The sequence below is a fragment of the Paenibacillus sp. GCM10027630 genome, assembly GCF_042676305.1.
Taxonomy (GTDB): Bacteria; Bacillota; Bacilli; order Paenibacillales; family NBRC-103111; genus Paenibacillus_S.
The window spans coordinates 163,843-183,707 of sequence record NZ_JBHTGY010000015.1; the positions used below are offsets into that span (position 1 = coordinate 163,843).

General features: G+C 48.0%; 14 protein-coding genes. All 14 read right to left on the reverse strand.

From position 1 onward, the window contains the following. Nucleotides 1-89: 89 nt before the first annotated feature. The 14 genes from ACFQ0C_RS08450 to ACFQ0C_RS08515 all read right to left on the reverse strand — a co-directional run bounded on the left by ACFQ0C_RS08450 (nt 90) and on the right by ACFQ0C_RS08515 (nt 19,769). On the reverse strand, nt 90-3,170 hold the full coding sequence (locus tag ACFQ0C_RS08450; protein WP_379365795.1) for a baseplate J/gp47 family protein: 3,081 nt from the start codon (nt 3,168-3,170) through the stop codon (nt 90-92). A 102-nt stretch (nt 3,171-3,272) separates the two neighbouring features. Continuing rightward, nucleotides 3,273-3,674, reverse strand: a complete 402-nt coding sequence (locus tag ACFQ0C_RS08455; protein ID WP_258215344.1) for a GPW/gp25 family protein — start codon at nt 3,672-3,674, stop codon at nt 3,273-3,275. Nucleotides 3,675-3,804: 130 nt separating this feature from the next. Continuing rightward, nucleotides 3,805-4,530: a phage baseplate assembly protein V gene (locus ACFQ0C_RS08460; protein ID WP_379365797.1), complete on the reverse strand. Its 726-nt coding sequence runs from the start codon at nt 4,528-4,530 to the stop codon at nt 3,805-3,807. Then, a complete protein-coding gene (locus ACFQ0C_RS08465) occupies nt 4,527-5,621 on the reverse strand; it encodes a phage late control D family protein (protein WP_379365799.1) in 1,095 nt (364 codons plus the stop codon). The genes ACFQ0C_RS08460 and ACFQ0C_RS08465 overlap by 4 nt, the downstream gene beginning before the upstream one ends. A 4-nt stretch (nt 5,622-5,625) precedes the next feature. Next, nucleotides 5,626-6,252, reverse strand: a complete 627-nt coding sequence (locus ACFQ0C_RS08470; RefSeq protein WP_258215341.1) for a CIS tube protein — start codon at nt 6,250-6,252, stop codon at nt 5,626-5,628. An 85-nt stretch (nt 6,253-6,337) separates the two neighbouring features. Then, nucleotides 6,338-12,217, reverse strand: coding sequence for a hypothetical protein (locus ACFQ0C_RS08475; RefSeq protein WP_379365801.1), 5,880 nt, complete (start codon nt 12,215-12,217; stop codon nt 6,338-6,340). A gap of 17 nt (nt 12,218-12,234) precedes the next feature. Then, nucleotides 12,235-12,681, reverse strand: a complete 447-nt coding sequence (locus tag ACFQ0C_RS08480; RefSeq protein ID WP_379365803.1) for a phage tail protein — start codon at nt 12,679-12,681, stop codon at nt 12,235-12,237. A gap of 8 nt (nt 12,682-12,689) precedes the next feature. Then, on the reverse strand, nt 12,690-12,929 hold the full coding sequence (locus ACFQ0C_RS08485; RefSeq protein WP_379365991.1) for a DUF6760 family protein: 240 nt from the start codon (nt 12,927-12,929) through the stop codon (nt 12,690-12,692). Beyond that, nucleotides 12,884-13,261 carry a phage tail assembly protein gene (locus tag ACFQ0C_RS08490; protein WP_258215338.1) on the reverse strand — a complete coding sequence of 126 codons (378 nt, stop codon included), beginning with the start codon at nt 13,259-13,261 and terminating at the stop codon, nt 12,884-12,886. Before ACFQ0C_RS08490 ends, ACFQ0C_RS08485 begins: the two co-directional genes overlap by 46 nt. Before the next feature lie 94 nt (nt 13,262-13,355). Continuing rightward, the gene (locus ACFQ0C_RS08495; RefSeq protein ID WP_258215337.1) at nt 13,356-13,790 is read right to left on the reverse strand and encodes a phage tail protein; all 435 of its coding nucleotides are present in this window, start codon (nt 13,788-13,790) and stop codon (nt 13,356-13,358) included. 63 nt (nt 13,791-13,853) lie between these two features. Next, nucleotides 13,854-15,605, reverse strand: coding sequence for a phage tail sheath family protein (locus ACFQ0C_RS08500; protein ID WP_379365806.1), 1,752 nt, complete (start codon nt 15,603-15,605; stop codon nt 13,854-13,856). 180 nt (nt 15,606-15,785) lie between these two features. Further along, nucleotides 15,786-16,583, reverse strand: a complete 798-nt coding sequence (locus tag ACFQ0C_RS08505; protein ID WP_379365808.1) for a hypothetical protein — start codon at nt 16,581-16,583, stop codon at nt 15,786-15,788. Nucleotides 16,584-16,594: 11 nt separating this feature from the next. After that, entirely contained in the window at nt 16,595-17,164 is a 570-nt protein-coding gene (locus tag ACFQ0C_RS08510) for a Pvc16 family protein (RefSeq protein WP_379365993.1), read from the reverse strand. A 913-nt stretch (nt 17,165-18,077) separates the two neighbouring features. After that, a complete protein-coding gene (locus tag ACFQ0C_RS08515; protein ID WP_258215334.1) occupies nt 18,078-19,769 on the reverse strand; it encodes a methyl-accepting chemotaxis protein in 1,692 nt (563 codons plus the stop codon). Between the last annotated feature and the right edge of the window lie 96 nt (nt 19,770-19,865).

A 19,865-nucleotide genomic window follows, 5' to 3' on the forward strand; every position in this document is an offset into this window, starting at 1 on the left:
ATTATTAGGTAAGCCTTTAAGGGTCAGGGTCTCAGATGCTAACAAGAGTACGATGGTTTATCCATAGGCTATTTGCTAATGTGCTCAACCTATATAGCGTTCACAATAACCTTATGTTTGCCGCTGACTACGATACCATGAAGCAGGGGCTCAAGCCGATTCACATCCAGCTCGGTGCGGACGCCATCCTCCAGCTTTTCGACGGTCATGTAAAGCTTCTCCACGTGGTTAATGGAACGGATCGACTTCAGCAAGGAATAGAACATCGATAAATGGATTTCCTGCCCAATCTGCCAACCGGTCCCATCATAGTTACCAACTAGGGGATCCAGAAACCGCTGCAGCTTAGCTATCGCTTCCAGCTCAACAGGTACTACCACTTCTAATCCCTGCACAGCAACAACAGCAGTAACGGATACTTCGATAAAGGCCGGTTGGATAACCTGAATCCGCTCAGGAAGAGCAACAAGATTGGAGGCGCGATTCAAAATATATTTCTCCACCTGTTTTTTCAGCTCCGGAAAAGCAGCCATGCCTCCCACCCCCTCCTGCGGGAGAATGACGAGTGTAATGCAGCCGATATCCGGCTTAATTAAAGCATTGTAGTTGGCAAGACATTTCACCCTGGAAATGTTCGGATAGGCATCCCGTGCCAACCACTCGAAATCCTCAGCGGTTACAGCGCGCCCCCGGTGCTTCAGCTGCTGCGGGCCGCGGCGCAAGGCCGCCTCCTGCTTCTCGGCATCGCATCCGCCAGCGGCCGCCTCCGGATTAGCCACGCCTCCTACAAAGGCGATGGAATTTTGCAGATTCACGATTGTTTTGGCAGCTACATTGCCTGCTTTTCCGCCCGTAACCTTATAGTGAACCTTGATCTGCTCAAGCCCGCCTTTTGGAGGAACCATACCATGAATTCCGTTACCGAACCGAATGCGTCCGAATGCCCGGTCTATCGTATAATGACGGTCCTTATCTCCAGATTCAGCCATGTGCCCGACAGGAAGCCACTGTACCCACAACCTTTGAATATGGCCATCCGAATCCCGGATGATATCCATCTCCAGCGTTTCTTGCTCCAAGTGTCGAAGAACTTCCTCTTCCGTCATCGCTCCGGTTTCATCGACCCATACCGTTTCTGTTACTACTGGCGTACGGCTCAATTGGTACTCGGAAGATATTTCGCCAGCCCGTTGATCGGGATATTCATTACTAATCGTTTCTTGTTGAACTGCAGCAACAGTGTTCAAGTACAGCCCGTTGACAACAGGCATTGCATAAATGCCTGAACGGTCGTCATACTTGCCATCACGATTCATTACCCGAATCCAATAGCCTTCCGTACCAAAAAGCAGCTCATTGGCAAAGTCAACAGGTCCCGCAAACTGTACGGTACCACTTCGGGTCAAACCATTTGTGTCATCGATAACCTTCAGAGTCGACCATTCCGATCCATTCCCATTATAGTTGGCTTGGCGATACTGCCATTCCATGAGAGGAACATCCTGCTCCGTAATCTTTTGCTGCTGAACGGATACGTACATAGAAATAGGGCCCTTGACGGGCGGGATATGAAATCCCAAATATAAGGAAGGATAATCTCCATCCAAGTGGTAAAAAGGAGCAAAGCCTCCTGATTGTCCCCGACTCTGAGCCGTCCTGTCGACAAAGGCTGTATTATTTAGCGTCAAACAGCGCCGCAGCGGATAATTCCGATCCACAAATTGATAGGTAAGCTTTACATCCTCAACCCATGGCGATAGATAAATGGGCTCTGCAGAATATAAATTTTCAAGATGCAGAATTCTCACTCGAATCCAATAGCTCAGCTGCGAATTAACGAAAGTTTCCTGCAAATCCTGTGGACAGCGGAAGGTCACTTCCTTACGCTGTATTTCATCCCCCGGATGGTAGAACAACCGCTCCGCCTCTTTGCCAACATTCAACCTCACCCATGCGCTGCCGTTCCAATATTCCCACAGCACCTCTGCAATAGAAATGATTGGGACATTGCGTTTTTCAAATTTGGACTTTTTCATAACCAGCTTCCAGTCCACAGGTTGTTCAAGCTCCGGCTGGAAACGGTTCGCAACCGCCTTAAGCCCGAACGATAGTGTAATCAGCCCATCCAGCTTACTGAGGGCTTCCCGACTCGATATATAAAAAGTTCCGTATGGAGCAAACATATCACCAAAAGGGTAAAATCCATTAGGATCAGCTTGAATATCGTTATAAAACATTACGTCAGGTGCAATGCCACCTCTGTTCAAGCAGTCCTCATAATCGGTTTTCACAGAAATCCGGTCCAGCTCCAGCTGTTCATCAGCCAAAGTAGGAACAACGCTCTGAGAAGAGCGTTTCTTCATTCGGCACTGAATCCAGCGGCCCGAAATGCCCGACAGCTCACTTTCTACAAGCTCACCCAATTGCAATTTGTAAAGACTGATACGATTCCCACTGGCCTCGACACGGTCAAACAAGGTCCAGCCGTTTGCCGAGGCATACCGCCACTCCGTTTGCAGCGGATTAGCTAGCCGCTCACAGAGGGAGCCGTCATCGAACGCTCTAAGAGAATGCCCAACCTCAAGCTCAATACGTGCAGTCTCATTCAAAAGAAATAATTCACCATGCTCCATATACAATACATGTTCCTGTAAATTATCCGCTTCTCGCAGTTCGAACAGAGCATTCGGGGAGGCTATGCCTTCATTGGATGCAGCAGTAAAGGAATTAGAAATAGGTACAATCATATCGTGCTTCTTGCTCGACAAAAAGATGGCTGTCAGCATAGCCGGTGTCAAAAGCACCGCACGTTCCGTTTCAAACAGCACCTCGCCATCAGCTCCAGCTGCCATTACTTGCGTACCAGCCGGAATAAGTACCGGTTCAACTACGCCTACATTCAACCGAAATGTCACATATGCGCTAGCCGGTCGCGCAGGAAGCAGCGAAATATCCAATAAATTCATAAAAGAAATAAAATTTTTCATTGGAACCCGGTTAAGCCGCTTAATGTTCTCCTGAAACATCTCGGCAAACAATAAGAACAACGTTGTACCGGGATCAGGATCCTCCGGAGAGAAACGCCATTCCGGCGTATAGTAGGGCGCCATTTCCTTCATGCGGGCAATTAAATCCTGAATATTGCTTGTATCAATTTTGGGAGGCTGCATGCATCCACCCCCTCTCTGTCCGCTTTTTCATGGTCTATGCTTCATCCTCTTACCAGTAAAATGAAAGAATTACTAAAACGAATATTGACAAAAATTCACAGTTTAGTTGGACCCTTCGTGGATATAGAAAGGATATACCTGATTAAATAAGTTATTCGTTGTACGCACCAAGTAACGGATTTCGATATTAACCCTACCATGCTCGTTCGGATCTGGCACCGCATTGACATCCACCTCATGTACACGAGGCTCCCACATCCTGATCGCCTCTTTGATGCTGCTCTCCAAAAGCCGTAAAGTGGTATCATCCGTCTGCCCAAATACAAAGTCATTCACTTCGCAGCCAAAATCCGGACGCATTACTCGTTCCCCTTGTGAAGTGCCAAGAATGATCCGGATCGCCTCCGCTATATCCTCTTCGTATTCCGACAAACGGACGCGTCCTGTAGCCTTGTCCACTTGGATTGGAAATTTCCAGCCTCGCCCGAGAAAAGCCTCCGTCATTGGTTTGATCCTCCTATGAATTTTGCTATGCAAAACCTGTATCGTAAGCAACTACTACAAGTTTGCATGGGGAAGGCAGAAAGCCATCTTCATAAGCACTAAGCATGTGAATAAGCTGAGTTTTCCGGCCTTAATTAATTTTGACCATACTGCCTTTAATATTAATAATCCCATCGGATTTAAGATCGAGAGAAGCGCCCGCCTTCAACGCCATTGTAGCTGAAGCCTCGATATTAACCTGCGTGGACTTGATCTTAATTTCCTTCGTGCTTTCAATACTGACATCGCCCTTGGCATTCAGCATAATGGTGGAGGTACTGCTTTTTATCGTAATCTCATTGGCTGAGCCGCCTTTGATTTGTATGGAATTGTTGCCACTTTGTTCTTTGATGTCGATGATATCCTGCTTATCTGAAAAAACAATGGTCTGGCCCTTCTTCGTCTTGATCGTTACTTTGCCGTCCGAGTCGTTATCATCAAACTCCAGCTCATGCCCTGCCCGCGACTTAAACTTGCGGAGGTCGTTCTTATCATTTCCTTTGGGGGAGGGCTGCTTCGTACTCCAAAGCGTACCGATTACAAAAGGCTGGCGAATTTCACCCAAATGGAACGCAACCAGCACCTCATCCCCAACCTCCGGAATAAACAAGCTGCCCCGGTCCTTACCTGCCATTAATGTAGCCATCCGTACCCAATCCGTCTCTGTCTCCGCCTCTCGTAAAGGCAGCTTAAGCTTGACTCTGGCAAGCCCATCGGGATCTTTATTATCCGTTACTACCGCTACCATGACGCCATTAATTTTTGGAAAAACAGGCTCGGACGTACCACGGAACATAAACTCGGGATAATTCATCATACCACATTTCCTCCCAGCTGGAATCGGGTCACATAGCCACTTTCATCCAAAATATGTGTAGTTGCAATGATGTAATAAGGTTGATTGAGCTTGGCTCCGACCCCACCGAGCTTCATGTAGCGACCGGCGCGTATTTCAGGAATGCCAATGCATTCCCCCTGCCCGCTAACAAGCTGCATAGAACGTTTATTCAAAAGGGCCTCGGCATGCGTTTTGGCTTCACTTGCAGAATCGATGTTCGTGTACACATGCTCGATGTAGCTGCCCTGGGCTTTCATAATATCTTTACCGGTTTTGGAATTCGACCCCAGCTTGGTGACCGAAGTAGCCTTCGCTTCAACTACCTCAAGTTTTTTATTATCCCATCCACGCACGCATACCTCTGTAATTTGATCGGCAATATTCATGTCAATGGAGAGGTTTCGTATAAAGGTCCCCCATTCCAGAGTGACCACAGGTGTCATTTCTGTTAGCGGCTTGCGAAAATAGAGTGTTTTACCGACTACAAAAAAATCGTAATTAACCAAATCGGCTAAATATTGAATAAAATGATAATCATCAATCTGATTTTGTGAAACCGTAATATACTCCGTTGTAGTATCGTCTACCTGCGGCTTTGCCCCGTGGGCTTGCGCTATTTCCTTAACGATGTCACTATATTTTTTCTTTGCCCATGATTTGGACTTGGAGCCCTTCATCATTAAGTAGGACAGATCCATCCCCCTGACGATCAGGCTTGGCGTGTCATCCTCGGAGAAGTCAGCGACCACAGAGGTTATATACCCTTGAAAAACTAAAGTAAGCTTATCCAAATAGCCTAGCTTAATATCCACCGCCTTGCCCAGCACAAACACATTATCCAGCCATACAAAGTCACGTTTTATCAAATTAAAAGCATTCGTTACACGAAAGGAAAAAGAATCGGCAGTCCCTTGAAGACTGTTCTCGACCTTGAGGCTGGCCACAGCTATTTCATCCGAAATTTTAGTGCCATCCACCGAAATTTCAAAAGCCGGAGCGAAAAAGTCACTGTACTTCTTTGCCAAGGAATCCGTCGTATACGTAGAGGAATCTAGTTTAAGGTCTGCCATAGGATCACTCCAGCCTTGGTACGGTTATTCTGCGTCCCGACTGCAATTTGAGCGGGTTATCTATGCCATTGGCATTTGCAATCTCACGCCATAGACCCGGGTTCTCGTATTCATGGGCGGCAACCATCCACAGCTGCTCTCCTTGCTTCAGCAATTTCTGCTTGGTACGATCGGCAGATTGGCGTGGAATATTCTGGAGCTGTTCCTTTTTACTTTGCCATGACCGGAATGTAACCTTTAATGTCGCACGAACCGGAATCCCGGAGTCGAGAAACATCGTAAACCGCTGATTCACTTTTTCTACAACGCCTTTAAAATCAAGAGAACCCCAAACAAATCGGCACACAGGCGGAGCGTGAAGATCCTTTTCTACATCTAGCAAACCGGAAATTTTCTTGGTATATGCCCTAACGTCCGTACCTTTTTCATAAGTATCGAAAAATATATCCATCGTCAAAGAGGTCGTACCGCCGCTGACAAATTGTCCGATCGGCATCGAAAGGCCTGGAACGCTATCCCATGAGTAGCTATTGCTCGTATCTAGTGAGTATTCATTAGGATTAAATAGCACCGAAATCGTTTCCTTGCTGTTTCCTTTATCAACAATGATCTGTGCTTTTTTGAGCGCCATCGGCGGTCCACCTCTCTATCCATTCTATAATGCTGAACTACCATTACTTCTTAAGAACGGCTCCTATTGGATAACAATCAGTCCATTACATGCCACGTTTTTGACGCTCGAACCGCATTCGCCGTTCCAGCTCCCGAGCCACCTTATCCGCGATCTTATTCACGTCGAGCTGCGGAATTTGTTTGATCAGTTCTTTGATCTGTTCCTTGCTCAGCTCTCCCTGATTGACCGGTTGTTCCATCATTAGCTGCTCTTCGGCTGGTTCCGCTGACTTTTGAGGTCTTAGCACATCCATGCTCGGTGACTCCGCAGCATCCTCCTGACTATCTCGGCCTTCGGGCTGCCTGTAATCGAGCGTTGGAGGCGGTCCCTGCCCTTGCAGCATATTCAGGGGCTGCTGCTGCAGATGTGACAATGACTCTGCACCTGCAACGGCTGCGGTCATCGGCTTCGTCATGATGACCGGATTGGCACTAGCCACCGGCATGCTTCTGCCGCCGGTGACAGCCGCAGGCATTGAGGGCAGGCGAGCCGCCTGAGCGGCCTGCCGTTGGAGCAAGCCGCGACCGGGCATTAGCGTGGCTCGGGCAGGCTGTGCCTGCGGCGCAAGTGGCCCGGGGGCTTGCTGCCGCGACGATGCGCTGCGCGTCGCGGTAAGGCGGCCAGCAGCGCGTTCGAGCGCTGCGCCGTCGGTTGCGCGACCCGCCGTGCGGGTCGCGATTGCTTGGCTTGGCGAGCCGATGAGGCTCGCCGTTGCGTGCTGCTGCGGCGCCCCAGGGGCGTTCCGCGCGCGCAGCGGAGCAGCGGATGCAGCCGCTCGGCGACTCACAGCAGCCGTGGTTGCTGCTGGGCCACTGGATGCCTCAGGCTGCTGCCTGTTGACCCTACGCGTCGCATGAGCCGTCCGACTTCGTACCCTATCCGTGATTTCTTCAGCAGTCCGCTGCTCCGGTTGCCATTGTACCGGAATCCGAGAAGGAACTTGTCCATTTCCAACAAGTGTGTCCCTCGACTCAGCAGCTTTTTCTATCATAGGATTATGCTGCAATATTGTTGAAGAGCTGCTGCTTGTTGCCATTGGAGCTAACGTCGAGGATGCTAAGCTTGATGCTAAAGGTTCTACATTGCGCTGTAGCAAGCTTTTGGCATGAGCTTGTTGTTCAACCCGCATAAGCGCAAAGTCATTACCTTCATTTAATGGGCTCTCTTTGCGATGAATAAAAACTCTCTTTGCAGCTATTGTCGATACTTTACCTATATCAGCTAGCTCCTGATGTGTAACCGTACGTTGGGTGTCAGACTGCTGCTGCTTCTGTACGTCTGTAAGATGTGTACCGGTCCGTTGTGTCTTTGGCTGTGCAGCTATACGTTGCTTCTCAAACTGCCGTTGATTCTGCAGCACTACGGGGAGTGGAGCAACCGTCCTTGCAATCTGCTGCACAGTTGCAGGCTGTTCACTTAATGGCTGCTTCAATCCGTGAATCATTCGCTTTGATAAGGATGCTGTCGATGCTCCTGAAATCTGAACAGCATCCGCTTTGTTGTTCTGAATCCTGGGCTTTGCCAAATCTTCCGCCAGGCTGCGCCTCACGATACGACTGCTCGGACTCCTGGTCAAAGAGCTTTCTGTCTGCTGCCCTGTAATCCATCCATCCGCTGGTAATCCAGCAGCGATCCCATTGGGTATGCGAGCTTGAACATTCGCCGGCACAGCTTCTCCCTTAGCAGTATCTATTAAATGTACAGCATTAGAGAAAACATCTGCCTTACCCGTTGGCCCATTTTTAAAGGCAGGATCAGCTGATCTAAAAATAGATACTATCGCTGCATTTACACTATTAATTGCTTTAGTCCCTCGGAATGCTCCTGCCCTGTTTACAATACTGGCAGTCGGCCCGCCAGCAAATATTCCTGAGGCTGTCGATCTATCGTTTGGCTGCTCGGCTCTAGGCCGGTTTCTGCTGCCTGTGTTTTTTGAATCGCCAGCTTCTTGCCTGCTTGACAATAGCTTTAAATAGAAAGGCTCAGGAGCATTCAGGTAAGCTTGTTTTGAATGATTCGAGCTTTGGAGCTGCCTCCTCTGAATGTCCATCATCCTCATTGATTTAGATAAATGGGTTTCATTCAATCCTTTAATCGGTTTGTTTACCGAAACATTAGAGGAAGCTCCTGCTCTTGCTCCCATTCCAGCCGTATGAAGTCGATCAGCCGCCCCATTAGTTGGTCTTTCCTGTCTCTTTACAATGCCAACTCGTCCAAGAGGGAACCCTGCATCCTTGTCAGCTTGTTTATTGCCAGGCACAGCGGTAATCGCCCGAAAAGCACTTCTCATAAGAACGGGTGCTTGCTCCGCCAAAGATCGCTGTAATACTGCTGTGGCTCGCTGCATTTGAGATGCCGCTGTTTGTTGAGCTCTACCTTCGGCTGCGCGGTTTGTTGTAAGCAAATGATCTTCTGTTTGGGGCAGAAAAGCTTCCTGTTGTGACGGCAGGTGTCCTTTCCTAAGTGTTCGCCTTCCGGCTGCGGCCGTCCCCCTAAAGAACTGCTTAGCGTTGACCGTATCGAGTTCATGTGTCGCTCTGTCCGGGAAGCTGGTTCCTATAAACTGCTGCTCTCTATCCCCCCGCCGAGCAAGGGAGCCCAACAGCTGCCGACTGCTCGGAGTTTTCTCCTCTGCATTGGGAAGAAGCAAGACATCCTTCGAATTATCCCGCAGCGATGTTTCCTTCGACCTCATGCCTCTCCCAGCAATTGCAAACGGAAGCCGTTCATTCCGGCGCTGCACCATTGAGCTGCCTTGGGAAGCTGGAACAAAATGACCATGGCTATGGTCAGCCCGCTTCGGTGCTGCGCTGGATAAGACCCGTTCCGTAGCAAAACGTGAGCGCTCCAACGCCCGCTGCCCTACCGGAAGTCGCCACGCTTCATATGCACCTTCCTGGGCTGCTTGTCTCTGTAGCGTTTGAACTGCTTGAGCCGGGAAAAGCTCCGCATTGGAGGGAAGCAATCGCTCTGCGGACGCACGCCGCCTCACAGACCCACGTTGTTCTGCGCCCTCTCTGCCTCCCACCATGTGAGAGCTGCTCCCAAACGCTGCTTCTTCAGCGCCTATAGTCTTTCTTACGGCTGCGTTCGGTTCCGTCAGCCCAAGCTTCCTAATGCGTGTAGGAGAATCACCGTGTTCATCTTGCCGCTTCTTCTGACTCAGCGGTGCCCTCGCTCGCTCCACTGTGTGCTGCTGCTGCCATGTCCTAAGCAGCATTAATGCTAGAGGGGAAGCCCCCGCAATCATCCCTTGAGCCGCAAGCAGGTTTAGAGTCCCTGCCCCTTGGCGATGCTCACTGCTTCTTTGCGTAAGCTTCGTTCCTGTTGAATCAAGTGGAGCTATAGGCTGCACCATTGAACTACTCTGCTTCAAAGCATAACGTCTAATTCCATTCGTCCTGTTTGGTTGTCCTATGGTATTATTTTCAACGGCCATACTGCTTTTGGGAACTGTTCTAAATAAAGAAAAATCAGCATCCTGTCGATCATTTCTTAAATCCGTGCCAGGTAATATACTTCTTTGAATATAAGCTCCGGGCTGTTCCTCCCGCACTAATTCTTTACGTTCAAGCAACAACTCCCGGTAAGTCCCAGAGGTACGAAAGTCTCTATTATCCATTGCTTGCTTGGACTGTACGCTGTTATGAAAATGAACTCGTGAAGCAAGCCCGCCCTTCAGCTTCTTTTGCATCAGCAAGCGGCCAAACCTGCCCTCGGGGAACTTCCCTTGCAGAACCTTCCCACTTACCGACTCGATATCGAACGTAAGCTTCTGTGAAGGCACATTGGTAATACTTTTATACATATCTGATAAACGTTTAATCCATTGCAGGTTATATTCAAGCCGGCTCGACGGCACCCGTGCTTGCCGCACTCCAAGCAGGTCATCGTCTTCCGATGTACGTTGCTTTTGCTCTGGCTGCCGGTTTATTTTCGTCGCGCCTGCATTATGCTCATGTTTCAAAGGTACTTGCTCAATAACTGGCTTATCCCAGTCTATTTGACGTCTCTCAGGTACTGCAATTGCTTGTTCATTGCTTTTCATTCCATTGATGCCTTGCTCGCTTATCCGATTGTTCAGTTGTTCGTTGATGGCTTCAGCGCGTTTGGCCTGCAGCTGCATGACTTCGGTATGTAACGATGCGCCCCTGCTAAAAGGCAAAAGATTAGCAAACTGGCGCTGAACAATCAAACTCTTTGAAGATCGTGGAAACAAGGTGCTTCCTCTGGCTTCCTGTCGTTCTGCTATTCCGTGATTGTCATCGAAATCTAACATTTTAAGCCTAGGTATCCTAAGTTGATCCGCTTTCTTTGAACCATCATTCCATATCTGATCACTATACCAGCTTAGTTTGGACATGCCGCTCTTCACTCTAGATGATTCACTTTGTTTCCAGTAAACCCGACCCTGTGACATTGTATCAGCTTGTTCGGTTTGTTTCGTATCCTTAATACTTCCATTCCTGACTCGCTTCGGTAGTGATTCTTCCTCGGCCAATCCTTGAACTATTGGTCCATTTCGCCGGAATGTTAGCAACATACGGTTAGTGTGATGCTTATTAGAAGCCCACCGCAGTAAACCCTTTGCTCCTGCATTGCTTAGCCCAGGAAACGGTTCTTCTTGCATCATTTCAACTTGCTCTTGTTCTTGCTCTTGCCCTTGCCCTTGTTCTTGCTCTTGCATTAGCTTCTGCTCTCGCTCTTGCTCTTGCTCTTGCCCTTGCTTCTGCACTTGCTCATGCTCTTGCTTTTGCCCTTGCTCTTGTTCTTGCTTTTGCCCTTGCTCTTGTTCTTGCTTTTGCCCTTGCTCTTGTTCTTGCTTTTGCTTCTGCTCTTGTTCTTGCTTTTGCTTCTGCTCTTGTTCTTGCTTTTGCTTCTGCTCTTGTTCTTGCTTTTGCTTCTGCACTTGCTCTTGCACTTGCTCTTGCACTTGCTCTTGCACTTGCTCTTGCACTTGCTCTTGCACTTGCTCTTGCACTTGCTCTTGCACTTGCTCTTGCACTTGCTTCTGCACTAGCTCCTGCTTCTGCTCTTGCCTTTGCTCTTGCTTCTGCTCTTGCTCATGCTTCTGCTCTTGCCCTTGCTTCTGCACAAGCTCCTGCTCTTGCTTTTGCTCCTGCCTTTGCTCTTGCCCTTGCTTCTGCACTAGCTCTTGCTCTTGCTCTTGCCTTTGCCTCTGCTCTTGCCTCTGCTCTTGCTCTTGCTTCTGCACTAGCTCCTGCTCTTGTCCTTGCTTCTGCTCTTGCCTATGCACTAGCTCTTGCTTCTGCACAAGCTCCTGCTCTCGCCTTGGCTCTAGCCCTTGCTTCTGCCCTTGCTTCCGCTCCTGTACTTGCCCCTGCAAAAGCTCCCACGCATGTACATGGTCCTTCGCTACCCCTTGCTGCGTTCCTTGGCCAGGATTGCTTTTACCCAAGTTCTGCTCAACCTTTAGCACCAATTGCGGGTTTATTCTGCTGACTGATGCTGCAGCCCTTGAATCGTCTGTTCTAAGCTGAACGTGCGATGAGGATTGTAAAGAGCCAAGTCCACCTGCTGTTATACCGGCAGCTTCAATCCGGGTATTGCGATCCGAGCTTTTCCGCCCTTCCGCAGCTCCACCGTACTGCTGAATCCATTTCTCCAAACGGTATATGGTTTCACTATGCGTTACTGTATGCTTCGTATTTACACGACGCAGCTGATCAAGCTGAGTTTGCAGCTGGGCTACCCTTTGCCGCCATTCAGCATCCTTATTGGTCTGATCTTCTCCCGACAGTGCATCAAGCTCACGAAAGATCAATGAAATCCGGCCTAAATAATCATGGCGCCGAAAACCGTACTTACCCATAATACCATCCGCAAACTGCCTGTTGTGCAGCGCTGTATGGTTCATGTTCTGCTTAACCGTATGGGGGATATGCTTTTGTCGTAATCTCATGCTAGTCCCCCTGCCGATTATTTTTTGAAGATTGTCTTCAAGCCTTTATGTACGATTTCGATAGCTTCTATAGCAACGCCCGTGCTGGAGGCATTCATCTCTGGGCCGATCCATTTCACCGGGTACGACTCAAAAAAATTCCATCGGCAAATTTCTTTGCCCGCAGGGTTGTTTAAAATAATCGACCCGCTTTTTCGCTTGATTTTCCCGCTAATAACGCCTTCGTACCAATCCCACAGTTCGCTAGCCTGGGTGATTCCCCGCTTCAGCACAATGCGCTGATACTTGGTTTGCTTCGGCAGATAATGAACATAGTCGTTCACGCCGCCTTCATTATACGGCATCACTTCTGTTTCCGCTTGCAGCCCCGTTACCTCCGAGAAGCCACCGACAAGCAAGCCATCCAATTCCACTATAAAGCGGAATGCCGGGCTGACTGCGTATTTTTTAGACGGTATACTCATCTGCTTGCTCACCTCTTATTAAATACGTCGAACGGATTATCTCTGGGCTTATCTTCATTCATACTGCGGTTAATCCGTGAGATTTCCTCACACCACTTCCGGCGCTCCCGATGCTCCATCAACATGATTTCATCATGAGGCCAGTGAAAATAATAAGCGATGAACCCGGCCTCCTCGTAAATCTTATCAATGGGATAACCTGCTACGCCTCCTCCATCCCGGCGATAAAAGAAACATCCACATCGAATTCATGCTCGCATTTAGGGCAAGATGTGTGAACCTTCGGCACTTCCATTTCATTGATTTCGCGATAAAAATTTTGCATGAAAGCCAGATCAGCCGTAAACATTTTTTCGATAACTCTGGTATCAATAGCACGCAGGTCTCCCAGCTTCGTAATAACGCGAGTCAATAAAATAATGGTTAAATAACCCGGGTTCTGCTGTACACGTTGGTCACGCATAGGCAAAATTTCATCGGCTGCCGTTGCCAAACGCATTACGCCTCTTTTATGCAATGTGCCACTATCATCCACATATCCTCTTGGAAGCTCGAATTCGTATTCTGTTTTGAAAGCCATAAAGTATCCTCCTAATTATCGCATAAGCAGGAAAACAAGAGACAAGAAGAGCGTCAACCGCCTCATTCCTTCTCTTGTTTCCCCGATGCAATTGTTACTTCGTGCGGGTCATGCCTTCATGCGCCAGTTCCAAAAACTCAATAGCCACTTCAGAGCCTGTACCATTGAAATTAGGAGCCGTGTACTTGGAAGGCCACGCCTCTATAACTTGCCATGTTGCTACGTCTGCGCCTTCTTCGTCTATTGCAATAATTGTGACTGTTTTACGAGCAATTTTACCTTCAATCGATTCCTGCATCCAGTTGTACATATCCATCGAATCGGTAACGCCCCATTTCAGGGTGATGTTACCATACTTCGCCAACCCCGGCAGCTTGCGAGGTGTAATTGTCTCATTGCCTTCACGATATTCAATAATAGCCAAGGATGCATCGAAGCCCGATACCTCACTGAAGCCAGCCTGTTGAATACCTTCTACCTCAACCCTAAATCTAAAATTTCTGTATGGATCGTTACGTTCGCCCGGCATAATTTACCGCGTCCCCTTTCGTTCTGATTGTTGCCCGTCTCTTACTCAACGACTAGTGAGAACCTATTCTTCTCTCGTTTTCTGAGTAATCCGGAAGATGACGAATTCCGCCGGTTTCACAGGCGCAACCCCAATAATACATATCAAACGGCCGTTATCAATATCGTCTTGCGTCATCGTGCTGCGGCCGATATTAACGTAGAATGCCTCGCTTGGGCTACCGCCCATCAGAGCGCCGTCTCTCCATACGCGGGTAAGGAACGCTTCAATGGTACGCTGTACACGAGCCCATAGCTGCTCATCATTCGGTTCGAACACAACCCAGTTGGTGCCATTCTTAATCGATTCCTCGATGAAGATGAACAACCTTCTGACATTGACGTATTTCCACAGACCGTTCGAGGAGCATGTACGTGCGCCCCAAACACGAATACCTTGACCGGCGAAATGACGGATCAGGTTAACGCCCTGCGGGTTTAAAATATCCTGCTCGCCTTTATTGTATTGGCAATCAAGGCCTACGGCACCGCGAACAACTTCGTTGGCAGGAGCTTTTTGAACACCACGGGTTTGGTCGGAGCGTGAATAAATACCCGCCATTGAACCGGACGGCGGAATGTAAATATTGCGTTTGTCTAACGGATCAAACACTTGTAGCCAAGGGTTGTACATCGCCGCATAGTTGCTGTCGAAAATATTGCGGTGTGTCATGACATCGGCCACTTTAGTTTTCTCACGCGGGACATCGAGAATGGCGAAGCGGCTTCCAAGATTTTCACAATGCGCCACCAAGGACAGCTGTACATTCGGATCGGTTACACCAGGAATGGACATGATGCTCACGACATCATTGTCGATAAACGATTGAATCCCTGTTCTTTTACCAGGTCCGCGGTCTACACCCATGAAATCGGAAGCTGCTAAATTCGCTATAGAACCGTCGCTGCCGCCAAATAGGGAGATTTGGAACTTGCCTGCTTCTTCATTCTCGCCGGACAGCGATTCGAATGGAGCAACAGCGCCCAAATCCGTACCCAAGCTAATGTCTTTAACTATAATGATATTAGAGCGAGACAAAATTTTCTCTACATGATTGGCAGCAGATACGTTTAGTGACACCTTCTCGAATGATTCCGCTTCATCCCCATAAAATACATGCATCGTAAACTCACTAGTAGTGAGAACCTTCACTGGCAGCAAATTGGTGTCAATGACATCCTCTTCACCGTCAAGCACGGATTCCAGCTCGATGATGTTATCAAGCGATGAAACGATGCGATTGTACTGCTTGCTGCCGCCATTCTGGAAGGCTACGATATCGCCTACATTGAAACCGGCATTGTTCTTCACACGGTATTGCACCGATTCGCCCGGCGTCCCGATAATGTCAAGAATTTGCGTCTTGGCTTTACTTGCAGGAACAACTACGATGCGCACTTGGTTACCCCATGTACCCGGGTTTTTGGATGTGATTTGCAGCACTTTCGCCTCTTTATTAGCACTTCCCTGGTTCGTTGCAAGCTTGGCGTCCGATGGTGCCACACGCATCACGTAACCGCGAGAGCCTCCATTCAAGAAAAAGTGCTCAACTGCATAAGACAAAAAGCGGTAATCTCCGAAAGCATTCTCGGATAAATAGCTGCCGAAATTACGATGAAAATCAGCTACGCTGGTAATCAGTAGAGGGACACCTTCGATCTCCCCCCTTTGTGCCAGACCAATAAAGCCCGCCGTGCTCGTACTTGCACCTTCGAGCGGCTGCGCGCCGCTATCGAATTCTTCTACGTAGACTCCAGGTGATAAATACTCAGCCATTGTTCCCCAGTTTCATCCATCTGCATCGATCCGTTGCAAAATATGAAACCAGTTCTCTCCTTTCTGCTTGTGGTTTATAGAAGATGGAAGAATCCGATCTACTAACAAAGTTATGTACAGCCTGTCTAGCCAAAAGCCTGCTTCTGTAATCAGTTCCCGCCTTATAGCTGCTAATCGAAGTTAGAATTGCAGTTTACCTGCAAGCGTAGTTCCGCCCTCTGCGAGGTTCACCTCCTTCGAAAGCGAGCGGCCGCTGTGCATAATATCAAGCTTGATGTCGAAACGGTTAGCTCTGCAGTTGGCAAAAGCGATTACCGCCTCGCCTCGCTCATCAGACTGCGTCTGAACAACAGGGAGCAGCAATGCCCCCCTTGCATAGCTATGGGTCAACGGCCGGTCCAGCCTAATCCTGCGCTGATATTCCAGCACCTCTTCAACCAAGCAAAGCTCTTCCGCGACTTGAGTACTACTGCGGCTTCGAATAAGGTACCTGTCTCCGACAACAATTTTGCCGGTAACCGAGCTGACTGTCAGTTGGTCCATACCTGCCTCTGCCTTATCCTGAGCTAGTCTCGCCCTAGCACTGTCATCCGATTGCACCACTGCAACTAAAAGAGCCCTGGAATACGGCTGACCATGTTCATTGCTAACGCTCGCACGCAAGAGAGTATCCTTTTCCTTAAAAGGATATGACGGACGGGGCGACAGTGTAACATGAACCAGTGTATTCTCAAGGCCCACTTCTATATCACGGTACTCTTCGAAATAATACTGCGCGTTCACGCACAGCCGATAGGCACCTGCTTGTAAATCATTAAATATGTATGTTCCTTTTGATGTAACGACAGGTTTGGATAGCGTTCCTTCAAGTACAATAGATGCGTTTAATCCAAGGGGAGAACTCGAGGTATAGGAATCCAGAAGACAAACTACTAACGAAACCTTCGTATTCAGCTTAGTTACTCTGACACTTTCCAAGTCGAATCCTCCTATCCTTGAATTCGAAAATCACGTTCTGTAACCCGTTTTGTAGTTTTTATCCGAGTAGAATCAATATTAATCGGACCAGCTACATAACCAACTGAGAGCCGGTAGGGGACATCTCCGAAATTCCACATACGAGTCAATGTATCTCCAGTGAGTGTATCCATAACAATCCGCACTTCCTCACCCCGATCGGCCAATGATCCGACGAGTGCGGGTCCGCGTAAAATCGAGTTGTCGTACAACACTTGTATAGCTCTGCCAAGAATTCTATGTTCGTCTAAGACACGTGATTGCAGTTCAGCTGTCGAATAAGCTGTTATCAGGTAATAAAGATCCACAGTTTCAGGCGGGAATTGAATTTCTCCCGTTCCCCTTGCTATCATTCGGGTCTGTCGATTGTCGCCGCTTTCTTTGATGTTATACAAATATAAGGAAAGGTAGAGATCTCCTTTATCGGCGGGTGAAGCTATCCCTATTAGCTCAGGCTGAGGAATAGGCTCCGGCGTCATTTGCTCTTGCAATAATTTCAGCAGAGATGCGCCAACATCAGCAATAACCGTATAATCGCCTATAGGTAATCACTCCTACCTTCTTCTTGTCGATATGCTGACGAATCATGTTAACAGCACGTTATGTATGTCGTATAAATGGATCTTTTTCTATTATAGTTGTAATTTTAAGGGTTGACTATATATTTATATGAGTCTATTTTCCTATCTTTGTTGAAAACTGCCGTTTTTGTGAATTATATAACAAACTACGCGATCCATTCATTTCGAATCGACAAAAAGAGGCTGTCCCAAAAGGGGTTCAGTGAATGAATCAGTCCCAAAGGATGTACAAAGACGCCTCCAAAACCACCATGTAAGCGGAAATGGAAGCGTCTTTTTTGTAGGGAAATTCCCATCAGAGTGGGGGTTCAAAAATCCAAAAATGAGTCCGGCCGCTTTTTGGATGTTACTTAAGTGATGGGGCGGCTGCTTTCAATCTAGAGGAGACCATGATTTGTCGGGGCCGCTGCGGAAGGAAAGAAAATAGATGGAAATTGTAACGCTAATCCAGCGTGGATATCGCCTAAAATCAATCTAACTGAAAAACTAACTCTAATAGAGGTGAAATGGTGGATATCAGCCAAAATACGTAGAATTAGCAGGAGGAATTCCAGCTATAAGACTTGGAACGCTATTTTCGGAGTAACTAACTTGACATTTTCCTGATAATTGCACAGAGTGAGCAAGACTGCCATGCAATGCCGTAACCGAACCCCGAACCACGAGCCACGAACCCGATACCCGCGATGAGTACACGCTGGAAAGCGACCTCATCTTATTCATCACTAAGAATACACAAGAATATGCAAAAAAGCCTTCAACTATTAAAGTGGAATTGAGGGCTCTTTTGCTACCATCTATTCAGGATAAAATGGTGGAGGGGTTGTCTCAAAATGACTTTTGGGACACCCCCCCTAAGTTCAAAACCTTAGTTTTAAACTTGAAACTTAATTATCAGCTTTTGCAGATCCAGAGAAACGCCGGACAGCATACCGGCAGACGCTGTTATCTCTTGTGTAGAAGCCAGCTGTTCTTCTGTGGTTGCAGCTACGGTCTGAGCCAAGCCGGCACTTTGCTGCGCGATCTGTCCCATACTGGTTACAGTTGCAGCCACCTCCTCGGAGCTTGCTGACATTTGCTGCGCTGCAGCCGCAGCCTCCTGAATTTTGCGAGACACCTCTTCGGTTGATTTGACTATCAATCCAAAGGTTTCCTCCGCTCGACCAACTGCATGCAAGCCGCCATTCACTTCCGACAGCCCTTCGTTCATAGTCTCCACTGCCTGTGCCGTATTAAGTTGAATACCATTGATGACTCCATTGATTTCTTGAATGGAATCGGCCGTCTGTGTCGCCAGCTTACGTATTTCATCAGCTACCACCGCGAAACCTCTACCGTTCTCACCGGCTCTCGCAGCTTCAATAGCTGCATTAAGAGACAACAGGTTAGTCTGATTGGCAATGTCCCCGATGAGCTGGGATATCCGCCCAATGTCCTGAGAGTGATCTTCCAGCTTCTTAATAATTTCTCCTGCTTTCTCTACCGTAGAGCTAACCGCTTGAATCTTCGAGGAAGCTGTTCTCATAACCGTTGTTCCTTGTTCTGCATGACGGGCAGCTTCATCCGACAGCTCTGACACTTCCGATGTTGTCTCCGCAATCCGCTGTATGCCTATGGCCATTTCATCCATAGCTCTGCTGCATTCCATGGCGCTTGAGGCTTGATTCTCCGACCCGGAAGCTACTTCTTGAACGGATTCAGCAACATGCTGGGCAGCCATGGAGTTTTGCTCCGAGCTTGCGGTCAACTGCTGGGCCGAGGCCGCTACCTGATTGGAAGCATCCTGCATTTGCAGGACAGAATCCTTCAGCGAGCTCGATACTCTGTTCACAGCACCGACTAACATACCGATTTCATCCTTGGATTTTATATGTATAGTTTCGGCCGTCAAATTACCATGAGAAATCATTTCCAGGGATTGAGCCACCTTCAGAATCGGACGGGAAATGATCCGTGTCACTGCGTAGGCAATGAGCACAATAAACAAGATCGCAATAACAATCATTGCACTAATCTGTATGATGCTGTTACGATAAACCGCTTGACCTTCCTCCTCTGCTCTTGTCGCTCCCTGGTGGTTAAAATTGATAATGACCGCGACGCCTTCCCTTACTTCCTGGAACGTTCGAGACACTTGATCGTTTGCCTTCGAATTTCCCTTAACTTGGCCTTGGCTGCCGGATTGGGCATTTGCTTCTCTGAATGCTTTCCATTTTTGAGCTAATTGGGCTGCATTGCGTTCATCCTCCGCATCGGCCAATGAGTCCTTATATTCTTCCAGCTTTTTATCGACAGAATTGAAAGTATCTTCCAGTTGCTTATTGATATCCGCTTTTTTCGTCGTATCCGGCTCGACCATCATCTGATAATAGAGGACCATAATATGCTCCAATGAAAAATTAACCTGATTGGCAATTTCAATTCCCGTTAACCAGACTTGAGAAATTTCCTTCGTGTTTTTTTGCATTTGGTTCATACTTTTTAAATTCAACCCACTCACTAATCCCATAATTACCAGTATGATTACATAAGACATAACCAGCTTTCTGCCTACGGTCCATTTCATTTTTCATTTCCCCTTCATGGCTATTCTCATGTTCATATGATCTAAGAACCTCATTTGTCCTTATGATACTAAGAAATCATTAAAAGTTTTCCGATA

Coding starts and splice junctions, on each gene's coding strand:
- ACFQ0C_RS08450 (WP_379365795.1), bottom strand. CDS start 3,170: ATGCAGCCTCCCAAAATTGATACAAGCAATATTCAGGATTTAATTGCC.
- ACFQ0C_RS08455 (WP_258215344.1), bottom strand. CDS start 3,674: ATGACGGAGGCTTTTCTCGGGCGAGGCTGGAAATTTCCAATCCAAGTG.
- ACFQ0C_RS08460 (WP_379365797.1), bottom strand. CDS start 4,530: ATGATGAATTATCCCGAGTTTATGTTCCGTGGTACGTCCGAGCCTGTT.
- ACFQ0C_RS08465 (WP_379365799.1), bottom strand. CDS start 5,621: ATGGCAGACCTTAAACTAGATTCCTCTACGTATACGACGGATTCCTTG.
- ACFQ0C_RS08470 (WP_258215341.1), bottom strand. CDS start 6,252: ATGGCGCTCAAAAAAGCACAGATCATTGTTGATAAAGGAAACAGCAAG.
- ACFQ0C_RS08475 (WP_379365801.1), bottom strand. CDS start 12,217: ATGAGATTACGACAAAAGCATATCCCCCATACGGTTAAGCAGAACATG.
- ACFQ0C_RS08480 (WP_379365803.1), bottom strand. CDS start 12,681: ATGAGTATACCGTCTAAAAAATACGCAGTCAGCCCGGCATTCCGCTTT.
- ACFQ0C_RS08490 (WP_258215338.1), bottom strand. CDS start 13,261: ATGGCTTTCAAAACAGAATACGAATTCGAGCTTCCAAGAGGATATGTG.
- ACFQ0C_RS08495 (WP_258215337.1), bottom strand. CDS start 13,790: ATGCCGGGCGAACGTAACGATCCATACAGAAATTTTAGATTTAGGGTT.
- ACFQ0C_RS08500 (WP_379365806.1), bottom strand. CDS start 15,605: ATGGCTGAGTATTTATCACCTGGAGTCTACGTAGAAGAATTCGATAGC.
- ACFQ0C_RS08515 (WP_258215334.1), bottom strand. CDS start 19,769: ATGAAATGGACCGTAGGCAGAAAGCTGGTTATGTCTTATGTAATCATA.